The sequence below is a fragment of the Terriglobales bacterium genome, from assembly GCA_035454605.1.
Classification (GTDB): domain Bacteria; phylum Acidobacteriota; class Terriglobia; order Terriglobales; family Acidobacteriaceae; genus DATMAB01.
This window is the reverse complement of sequence record DATIGQ010000056.1, coordinates 1-9,544: the sequence shown is the minus strand read 5'-3', so window position 1 is coordinate 9,544 and position 9,544 is coordinate 1. Positions and strand designations below refer to the sequence as shown.

Sequence of the window (9,544 nt, the reverse complement as noted above, 5' to 3'; positions counted from 1 at the left end):
TGATTGGGCTCCCATCCCATGCCGTTGGTGGTGAACCAGTTGCGCTTCTCGACATTCCATTTCTGATAGAAAGTCGAACCACTCTTGCGGGTACCGACCGAGAGGAAGTTGGCGTCATAGCGCAGCATGAAGTTGAAGTCCATGCCCCGGCCGGGACGCGAGACGATGGGAATGCGCACGCTCAGGCCGCCGCTGCCAATATCGACACTCTCCACATCGGTCCCAATCGACGTGGAGAAGGGCAAATCACCCGAGCGGTTCTGATTGGTGACCGTCTTCGGCGTTTCGTCCTGCCCCTGCGCGGCCGGCAGCAGGATCATCGCCAAGAAGAGTTCGACGGCAATCGTGTATTTCGTTCTCCTCATGGCCGCCTCCTACTGGAAATCGCTGTCGGCAATCCCGACGTTGACCCGCACGTTGCTGAACACCACCTCATCCAGCTTCTGATCGTTGTCAAAGCGCTCCAGGCGGAACGGCATGAGCACCCCGTTCACCATCCGGTAGTCGCTGTACCGCACCTCCCAGGTGGAACGGTTCTCGATGGCATCGGGAGCAAAGACGAAGGTCCGGGTTTTCGCAACGACCAGCGTCTGGGCGTCGAGGAAGACGTGAAACTCTGAGGTCACTTCATCGACCCATCGTGTTTTCTCACTACGCGGAACAGCCACGAACTTGACGTGATAGAAAGTGCCTGTGCGGTCCTGTTCAACGCCCTCGTAGAAGATGCGGATGTTGGGCCGGGCCACATCAATGACGCAGGCCAGTGCGGGAACGTGTTCCGGGCGCTGATAACGCGTGGAGTGGAGCGGCGCGCGCTCCCGCTTGCCATCCCGGACGTCATAGCCGGCACCTCGGCTGACGCTGGAGGTTTGTTGGCAGTCCTGCGCAGCAAAGTCCACACGCATTCGGTCGGTGCCCTTGCTTCGAGCGATTAGGGCACCGGGCGGCTCGCGGCCGTCGGCGCGGGTGACAGACCCCTCAGCGTAGGTATCGAGGACGTTCGCCGCGCCCATCACGGCTGCGCACTGCATCAGCAGCGCAACCGCTTGTGGGTCACGGGTTACCTGGGTAGTGGATTCTGCAGTTGGGGAACCTAAGTCCTGGCCAATCGCAGATCCCGCCAACGCCAGAACAACAGACGCCTGCAAGATAGATCGCTTCACACTGCCCCTCCTCGGGTTCCCTGCCATCGGTTGCCTGTCGTGAACCTGAAGGAGGTGAACCCTAGCAGAAGCGGTAGGCGGCCCCGCAGCGGCGTCTGTTTTTGTTCCGGAATCGGAACAGGAGCAAAGAAAAGGAGAACAAACGGCGAAAACCTGAAAGGTGAGAAAACCTTACAGGCTCATCACCATGCCTTCGGCGGCGGCGCGGACTTTGGGGTAGTAGCTGCGGGCTTTTTCGACGATGGAGTCGATGCAGACGTCGGAGTGGTCGGGGTCGTGGTGGAAGAGCACCAGCTCCTTGGCGCCGCTTTCCATGATGATGTTGATGCCTTCGCGCCAGGTGCTGTGTCCCCAGCCGCGCTTGGAGGCTTCGTACTCTTCGGGGAGATATTGGGCGTCGTAGATGAGGACGTCGGCGCCCTCGGCGAGCTGGCGCACGTTCTTGTCGAACACCGGGTGGCCGGGCTCGTTGTCGGTGGCGTAGACCACGATCTTGTCTTCGGTCTCGACGCGGAAGCCCAGGCAGCCCTGGGGATGATTGAGCCAGCGCGACTGCACGACGCAGTCGTCGAAGGCGATCTTGTCTTCCTCCAGGTCGTAGAAGTGGCGGTGGGCGGCCATCTCGCTCATGTTCACCGGGAAGTAGGGGTCGGCCATCTGCTCTTCGATGGCGCGCTGCAGGCCGCGCGACTTGGAGGACGAGTGGAAGAAAAAGTAGTTGTCCTTGCTGCTGTAGAGCGGCCAGAAAAACGGGATGCCCTGGATGTGGTCCCAGTGAAAGTGGGAGATGAAAACGTGGGCGTGCACGGGGTTGGGAGCGAACTCGGACATGAGCTGCTTGCCCAAGATACGGAAGCCGGTGCCGCAGTCGAAGACGTAGAGATGGCCGTTGATGCGCATCTCGACGCAGGAGGTATTGCCGCCGTAGCGGAGGTTTTCCGCCTGCGGCGTCGGGGTGGAGCCGCGCACTCCCCAGAATTTGATCTGCATCGCCACCAGACCCGCTCCCCAAAAGGCGGGAATCGCCACGCACGCCCGCGCCGGGCGTGAATCGTTTCCGAGTATACGTCAAGCCAGTTTCGCGCCGCAGCAGGAACGTTCCGTCTTCAGAGTGCCTCGGCGGGTTCGGGTGAGAAGCAAAGGCAAACCCAAAGGGCACCCTTCGACGGGCTCAGGGCAGGCTCCGGCGACACGAACGGCGCGAATTGGACGATTGGGACGTGACACCGTAACCATCCAGCGCGCCAGGCATCTGGAACACGCCCCTATAATCGAAGACTCCCTGGCCATGGTGGTTCCCGACTATCGCGAGTTCGTGCGCCTGAGCCGGCGGGCCACGCTGGTGCCGGTGGCGCGGGCGGTGAGCGCCGACCTGCTGACGCCGGTCTCGGCGTTCCTGGCCGTGGCCGCGAATGAACCCCATGCGTTCCTGCTGGAGTCGGTGGAGGGCGGCGAGCGCATCGGGCGCTACACCTTCCTGGGCGCCCGTCCGTACCTGGTTCTGGAGGGCAGCGGCGCGCATTCGGTGATGCTTCGCGGGCGCCGGCGGGAGCACCGCGCCGGCAACATCCTGGAGACGGCGAAGGAATTGCTGCGGGAGCATCGGGTGGCACGGGTGCCGGGACTGCCGCCGTTCACCGCTGGAGCGGTGGGCTTTGTGGCCTACGACTTCGTGCGCCGGCTGGAGCGCCTGCCGGAGAAAGCCACCGACGACCTGCATCTGCCCGACGGCACGCTGATGTTCTTCGACCGGATCCTGGCCTTCGACCACGTGCGCCGCCAGATTCACATCCTGGCCGCGGCCGACGTGCGCGACAAGTCCGCGGCGGCGTTGCGGCGCTCCTACGAGCGAGCCCTGGCCGATATTTCCCGCATCGAGAGGCGCTTGGCGGGCGGCGTGCGTCCCGCCGATCTGCGCGCTCTCGAAGCTCCGGCGCGGCTTCGGCCAGTGCGGGTTCGCAGCAGCATGACGCGCCGCAGGTACCTGGAAGGCGTGCGAAGCATCAAGCGGCACATCGCGCGCGGCGACGTGTACCAGACGGTGCTCTCCCTGCGCCTTGACTTCCGACCCGGCGTCGGGCCGTTCGCCATCTACCGCGCGCTGCGCGCCGTGAACCCTTCGCCCTACCTGTATTACCTGCGCATGGGTGAGACGGAAGTGCTGGGTTCTTCGCCGGAGATGCTGGTGAAGGTTGCGGGGCGGCGGCTGGAGTACCGGCCCATTGCGGGCACGCGGCCGCGCGGCGCCGACGATGCCGCCGACCTCCGCCTGGAAGCGGAACTGCGCGCCGACGAAAAGGAACGCGCCGAACACGTCATGCTGGTGGACCTGGGCCGCAATGACCTGGGGCGGGTGGCGGAATACGGCTCGGTGCGGGTGCGCGACCTGATGTTTGTGGAGCGCTATTCGCACGTCATGCATCTGGTGTCGGCGCTGGAGGCGGGCTTGCGCCCCGGCCTGGACGCGCTCGACGCTTTCGCCGCCTGCTTCCCCGCCGGCACGCTGACGGGCGCGCCCAAAGTGCGCTCCATGCAGCTCATCGAGGAGCTGGAGCCGATGCGGCGTGGACTTTACGGAGGCGCGGTGCTCTACGCCGACTTCGCCGGCAACCTGGATTCCTGCATCGCCATCCGCACCCTGCTGGCGCGCAGCGGCCGGGCCTGGGTGCAGGCGGGCGCGGGAATCGTGGCGGACTCCAGACCCGAGCGCGAGTGGGACGAGTGCATGTCGAAAGCACAGGCGTTGATGAGGGCGGCGGAGATGGCGCGCGGGGCGCGCTAAGTGGCTAGTGACTAGTGACTAGTGGCTAGCGAACCATCAGCAGCGAAAGAGAGGAAACATGGCTTTACACTCGTATGAAGACCTTATCGCATGGCAAAAAGGCGTTGATCTTGTTACCGAGGTCTATCGAGCCACCAAGGGTTTTCCTAAAGACGAAGTTTACGGACTCACGGCGCAGTTGCGGAGGGCGGCGGTGTCGATTCCGAGCAATATCGCGGAGGGGCAAGGCAGGCTGTCGACAGGGGAGTTCAAGCAGTTTCTTGGTCATGCCCGGGGCTCCCTCTACGAACTCAACACGCAATTGCGCATTGCTGAAAAGTTGGAGTATCTCTCCAGAGAGGAGCAGGATGCTCTGAGCAGCCGTTCCGCTGAAGTAGGCCGAATCCTGAACGGGCTGATGTCCTCGTTGGACAAGTGAAATTGGTTACGGCAACTAGCCACCAGCCACTAACCACTAGCCACTATGATCTTGGTGCTCGATAACTACGACTCGTTCACCTACAACCTGGTCCAGTATCTGGGCGAGTTGGGGGCGAAGATCGAGGTCCGTCGGAACGACCATGTCACCCTCGAGGAAGTGGAAGCGCTGCGGCCGGAGGGCATCGTGATCTCGCCCGGGCCGGGCACTCCGCGGGAGGCCGGCATCTCGATCCCGCTCATTCGCCGCTTTGCCGGACGCGTGCCGATTCTGGGTGTGTGTCTCGGTCATCAGGCCATCGGCGAAGCTTTCGGCGGGCGCGTGGTGCGCGCACCCCGCCTCATGCACGGCAAGGTCAGCCAGGTGGAGCACGACGGCCGGACCATCTTCCGCGGGCTTCCGTCGCCCCTGACGGCAACGCGCTACCATTCGCTAATGGTCAGCCCGCGCAATTTGCCTCGCGAACTGGAGGTCAGCGCCCGGACGGGGCGAGGCGAAGGCGCCTCCGTGATCATGGGGCTGCGGCACCGGCGCCTGCCGGTGGAAGGCGTGCAATTCCACCCGGAAAGCGTCCTTACCCAGAAAGGAAAGCGCATTCTGGCCAACTTTCTGGCCTTGTGGAAAGCCGCGCGAATACGGGCCAGGACGTAGGAAAGGCAGGTACTTCCGTGCCGGAGATACTCCTTGACAGCCGCGCCGAACGGCGAGATGCTTAACCAGTTTTGACGGCGCCGTTCCATGCCCCCACTCGACGGAGAGGCACGCATGCCTGAAACCGAAGGGAAGCCGGTTCCGTCTGCGACCGAGCCGGAGCAAAGGGGCACGCGCCGCTTCGCCCTCCAGCTCCCGGTCAGCGTCAAGTACGCAGACGGCAAGAACCAGGATGAGTCGGCGCTGACCCGGGACGTGAGCGCCCGCGGCGTCTACTTCTACGTGGATTCGAAGCTGGCGGTGGGCTCCGACCTGGAGTTCACGCTCACTCTGCCGTCAGAGATCACGCTGACCGACAGCATCCGTGTCCGCTGCAAAGGCAAGGTGGTGCGGGTGGAAGAGAACCCCAGTGCATCCAAGGTTGGGGTGGCGGCGGCCATCGAGCAATACGACTTCATCTCTGACACGCAGACGTAGACGGCCGCGTCCTGGCGGCGTAGCCTTGAGTTCCGTTGATGCCTCGTTTCCATCCCCTTGTGCGAGCCGCCTGCCTCTCCCTTGTCCTCTGGCTATGCCCACCAGCCCCGGCGCAAGAAGCCATCGGCGAAGTCTTTTCCACCTCGGCCACCGTGCGCGGGGCGATGGTGCTCACCGGTAGCGGCACCCGCCTGCTGAGCGGTTCCTCGGTGACGGCGTCCGGCGAAACGGCGCTGATCCGGCTCGAACGCGGCGGCGAAGTGCGCGTCTGCCCGCGCACCACCGTTTCCGTCACCGCCTCCAAGACGGGGCGCGACCTGCTGTGGGCGCTGAGCCAGGGGGCGCTCGAACTCCACTTCGACTTGCCGGCCTCCGCCGATAACGTGATGACGCCCGACTTTCGCATGATGCTCTCCGGTCCGGGCGCCTTTCACTTCGCCATCCGCTCCGACGAGCGTGGCCGCACCTGCGTGCGCTCGCTAGCCCGCAACACGGCGGCGCTCATCGTGTACGAGCAATTTGGCGACGGCACCTTCCAGGTGAAGCCCGGGGAGCAAGTTGTATTCCGCAATGGGAGGGTGGAGGAAGCCGAGACCGCCGAGATGAGTTGTGGCTGCCCGCCTCCGCCCGAACCCGTAAAGACGGCCGAGGCCACCGCGCCTGCGGCCTTGGCACCACCGGTGGAGCCGGGAAGAGACAACGACAGGCCGGATGCAGAGCTCCAACCCTCTGCCCCCGCCTCAGCGGTGGCGGGGGAGCCTGTGCCGCCCGCCCCGGATCCCAAGGCGTTGGAGTGGAGGCCGGGTGCGCCTGCGCCTCCGGAGGCAGCCTGGAGCCCGCCGGTGGCTCGATCGGACATCACCGCGCCTCCCCCGCCCGCGATGCCGGGTGAGATTCGGGTGCAGATCGATGCCCCCTTCGTTTTCCGCGCCACCGACATCGTTCCCGCGCCGCCCCGGGAAATTGCCCGCGCCGATCTGCGGACTTTGCCGGAAGGCCCGGTGCCTGAGGTGCGGACTGCGCAGCCTGTGGCTCCGCCGGCTGCGACCGCGGAGTCCCCGGCGCGGGTCAAGAAAAAGAAACGGGGTTTTTTCAGCGCGATTGCCGGGTTTTTCTCCGCGCTTTTTGGGGGCGGGAAGGGATGACGGGGTTTCCGCTTTGGAAACCCATTGTGGCCCGTAAGCGTCTATACTAAGGGGTAGGGATGTCAACCTCGACGGTAAACCGTGCACCGGGCGGAATGGGTGTGCCCTCGCCTCCGAAGCCACGCCAGCAGACCGACATCCTGCCGACGCTCTTCGGGGCTGGCTATGGCGCCTACGCCCAGCAACCGAACAGTTTTGTTCTGTCGTTCCTGGTGCATGTGCTAGCGGCGGTCCTTCTCCTCATTTCCACCACCTTCGTGGTGAAGAAGCACGACGTGATCCGCGCCCAGGTATCCGGACTGGTGACCGACATCAGTCCGTACATCCTGCCGCCCGCCAAGGACGAAGCCGGCGGCGGAGGTGGCGGCGGCGATCGCGACAAGTTGGCGGCCTCCAAGGGAAACCTGCCCAAGCTTTCACGCTCGCAGATCACGCCTCCTACGGCCATCATCCGCAACCCCGATCCCAAGCTGCCGGTCGAGCCCACGGTGGTGGTGCCGCCGGAATTGCGCTTGCCGCAGGGCGGGCAGCTCGGTGATCCACTTTCGGCGGCCCTGGCGCTCTCCAACGGCACGGGCTCCGGCGGCGGCATCGGCTCAGGCTCTGGCGGGGGTGTCGGGTCAGGACGCGGGCCGGGTGTCGGGCCCGGCTGGGGCGGCGGCATCGGTGGTGGTGCCTATCGCGTAGGCGGGGGAGTAAGCGCTCCGCGCCTGATCTATCAGACGGACCCCGAGTTTTCCGAAGAGGCCCGCAAGGCGAAGTACCAGGGCACGGTGGTCCTGAACGTGGTGATCGGTCCGGACGGGCGGGTGCACGATATCCGCATTGCCCGCTCGCTGGGCATGGGCCTGGATGAAAAGGCCATCGAGGCGGTGAAGGTCTGGCGCTTCGAGCCCGGACGCAAGGACAATACTCCCGTGCCAGTCCAGGTCGCCATCGAGGTTAACTTCCGCCTGTACTGACGGGAGTCCACCGGATGACGGCTCCGCACCTTCCCGGGTTTTCTCTGTAACCTCGGTCCCCTAACGTTTCAGCGGGAACTTCGACACCTTCTCCCTGGCGGTCTCGAGGATTTCCTCGCCGCGCTCACGCAACTCCCCGGCGCGCTCACCGACCAGGTCGGCGGCGTCTTCCGCCCGCCGCTTCAACAGGCGCCGCGTGATGCGCCCGGAATGTGGCGCTACCAGCAACGCTACCGCCGCTCCTGCCGCTGCTCCGATAAGGAAGAATGCCATCGCCACGCCAGCCACATCGCGCCCGGCTGGACGGTACTCGCCTTCCTGATGTTTGGACATATCCACCTCCAATCCAACCATGATACCGCCCCGGCATTTCCCAAGTCGCGCCGGGCGCGTGTAAAATAATTTTTTCGAGATGGCAGCCGCTTCGAGCAAGCTGCCGGAGAGGCGCGTCCGCGCCTCCCGAATCCAGGATATGTAGAGGAGACGTTTCGTTCGCATGTACGTGACCGCCACCCAATTGCGCCCCGGCATGATTGTGATGCACAACAAGGATCTGCATGCCGTTTTCAGCGTGGAGCACCGCACCCCGGGCAACAAGCGCGGTTTCATCCAGGCCAAGCTTCGCAACCTGCGCACCGGCTCCCTCATCGACCACCGGTTCCGCGCCGAAGACGATGTCGAAAAAGTGGTGGTGGATGAGGTCGAAATGGAGTACCTGTACCACGATGCCGCCGGTCATCACTTCATGAACACCGAGACCTACGACCAGGTGGTGCTCAGCGGCGAGGTGCTGGGCGAAGCCGTAGACTACCTCATCGCCAACATCGCGCTGAAGGTGGAGTTCCACGAGGGCAAGGCCATCGGGGTCGAGTTGCCGCAGACCGTGGACCTTGAGGTGGTGGAGACCGAGCCCGGCCTGCGCAGCGCCACCGCTTCCAGCGTGATGAAGCCCGCCAAGCTCGAGACCGGACTGGTGGTGAACGTGCCGCCCTTCATCAATGCCGGGGAGAAGATCCGCGTCGATACGGCCGAGGGCGTCTACCTGGAGCGAGTGAAATAGCATTCAGCCGTCAGCATTCAGCCCGGGTAGGCAGCTCCCTGACTGGCAACTGACCACTGGCAACTGACTTGGAAGCTCGTCGCTACATCGTCCGCGGCCGCGTGCAAGGCGTAGGTTTTCGCTGGTTCGTGGAACGCGAAGCGCGAATGCTCGGCATCAACGGCTGGGTGCGCAACAACGCCGATGGCTCAGTCGAGGTCCTGGCCATCGGCACGCATGAGCAGGTCACCGCTCTGCGCGCACGGCTGTATGCTGGCCCACGGGCCGCGCGCGTGGACGCGGTGGATGAGCACGATGCCCAGCCCGTGGCCGGCCTCAACACTTTCCGCATCGAAGGAGCCTGGTAGCGCATGCCCTCTGAGATCGATAACTACGTGCAGCCGCTGAAGAAGCTCATCCGCGAAGTGCCGGATTTCCCCAAGCCGGGCATCAACTTCTACGACATCACCACGCTGCTCAAGGACAAGCGCGGCTTCGCCATTCTCATTGACGCGCTTACCGCCCACTACATCCTGAAAGAGATCCACCTGGTGCTGGGCATCGAGGCGCGCGGCTTCATCTTCGGGCCGGCGCTCGCCTACCGCCTGAACGCCGGCTTCGTTCCGGTTCGCAAGCCCAAGAAGCTTCCCGCCGAGACCGCGAAGTGGACCTACCAGCTCGAGTACGGGACCGACACGCTGGAGATCCACAAGGACGCGGTCAAGCAAGGCCAGCGCGTTATCATCGTGGATGACCTCCTGGCGACGGGTGGCACGGCCAGCGCCTGCGTCGGCCTGGCCAAGTCGCTGGGCGCCGAGATCGCCGGCGTCGGCTTCGTCGTCGAGCTGGACTTCCTCAAAGGCCGCGAGAAGCTCAAGGGCGAAGACGTGTACTCGCTGCTGCGGTA

General features: G+C 64.4%; 13 protein-coding genes. 9 read left to right on the top strand and 4 right to left on the bottom strand.

The window, feature by feature from the left end; genetic code table 11:
- The 3 genes from VLE48_03855 to VLE48_03845 form a co-directional block, all read right to left on the bottom strand.
- Window positions 1-365 (bottom strand): hypothetical protein (locus VLE48_03855; protein HSA92122.1); only part of this gene is annotated, 365 nt, incomplete at its 3' end.
- 9 nt (window positions 366-374) lie between these two features.
- Window positions 375-1,163 carry a hypothetical protein gene (locus tag VLE48_03850; protein HSA92121.1) on the bottom strand — a complete coding sequence of 263 codons (789 nt, stop codon included), beginning with the start codon at window positions 1,161-1,163 and terminating at the stop codon, window positions 375-377.
- Window positions 1,164-1,334: 171 nt separating this feature from the next.
- Entirely contained in the window at window positions 1,335-2,153 is an 819-nt protein-coding gene (locus tag VLE48_03845) for an MBL fold metallo-hydrolase (protein HSA92120.1), read from the bottom strand.
- Window positions 2,154-2,376: 223 nt separating this feature from the next.
- Here VLE48_03845 and trpE point away from each other — a divergent pair, with 223 nt between their 5' ends.
- The 6 genes from trpE (at window position 2,377) to VLE48_03815 (ending at window position 7,598) form a co-directional block, all read left to right on the top strand.
- Complete coding sequence (trpE, locus tag VLE48_03840) at window positions 2,377-3,945, top strand: anthranilate synthase component I (GenBank protein ID HSA92119.1); 1,569 nt, start codon at window positions 2,377-2,379, stop codon at window positions 3,943-3,945.
- Window positions 3,946-4,003: 58 nt separating this feature from the next.
- Entirely contained in the window at window positions 4,004-4,363 is a 360-nt protein-coding gene (locus VLE48_03835; GenBank protein ID HSA92118.1) for a four helix bundle protein, read from the top strand.
- A gap of 45 nt (window positions 4,364-4,408) precedes the next feature.
- The gene (locus VLE48_03830) at window positions 4,409-5,014 is read left to right on the top strand and encodes an aminodeoxychorismate/anthranilate synthase component II (protein ID HSA92117.1); all 606 of its coding nucleotides are present in this window, start codon (window positions 4,409-4,411) and stop codon (window positions 5,012-5,014) included.
- Between the two features lie 114 nt (window positions 5,015-5,128).
- The gene (locus VLE48_03825) at window positions 5,129-5,491 is read left to right on the top strand and encodes a PilZ domain-containing protein (protein HSA92116.1); all 363 of its coding nucleotides are present in this window, start codon (window positions 5,129-5,131) and stop codon (window positions 5,489-5,491) included.
- Window positions 5,492-5,550: 59 nt separating this feature from the next.
- Window positions 5,551-6,636, top strand: a complete 1,086-nt coding sequence (locus tag VLE48_03820; protein HSA92115.1) for a hypothetical protein — start codon at window positions 5,551-5,553, stop codon at window positions 6,634-6,636.
- A gap of 101 nt (window positions 6,637-6,737) precedes the next feature.
- Window positions 6,738-7,598, top strand: coding sequence for an energy transducer TonB (locus tag VLE48_03815; GenBank protein ID HSA92114.1), 861 nt, complete (start codon window positions 6,738-6,740; stop codon window positions 7,596-7,598).
- A 60-nt stretch (window positions 7,599-7,658) separates the two neighbouring features.
- On the opposite strand, the gene VLE48_03810 is transcribed toward VLE48_03815, so the two are convergent.
- Window positions 7,659-7,931, bottom strand: coding sequence for a YtxH domain-containing protein (locus VLE48_03810; protein ID HSA92113.1), 273 nt, complete (start codon window positions 7,929-7,931; stop codon window positions 7,659-7,661).
- Window positions 7,932-8,094: 163 nt separating this feature from the next.
- On the opposite strand from VLE48_03810, the gene efp reads away from it, so the two are divergent.
- The 3 genes from efp to VLE48_03795 form a co-directional block, all read left to right on the top strand.
- The gene (gene efp, locus VLE48_03805) at window positions 8,095-8,658 is read left to right on the top strand and encodes an elongation factor P (GenBank protein HSA92112.1); all 564 of its coding nucleotides are present in this window, start codon (window positions 8,095-8,097) and stop codon (window positions 8,656-8,658) included.
- Window positions 8,659-8,726: 68 nt separating this feature from the next.
- A complete protein-coding gene (locus tag VLE48_03800) occupies window positions 8,727-9,005 on the top strand; it encodes an acylphosphatase (GenBank protein HSA92111.1) in 279 nt (92 codons plus the stop codon).
- Window positions 9,006-9,008: 3 nt separating this feature from the next.
- On the top strand, window positions 9,009-9,544 hold a 536-nt coding region (locus tag VLE48_03795), incomplete at its 3' end, for an adenine phosphoribosyltransferase (GenBank protein HSA92110.1).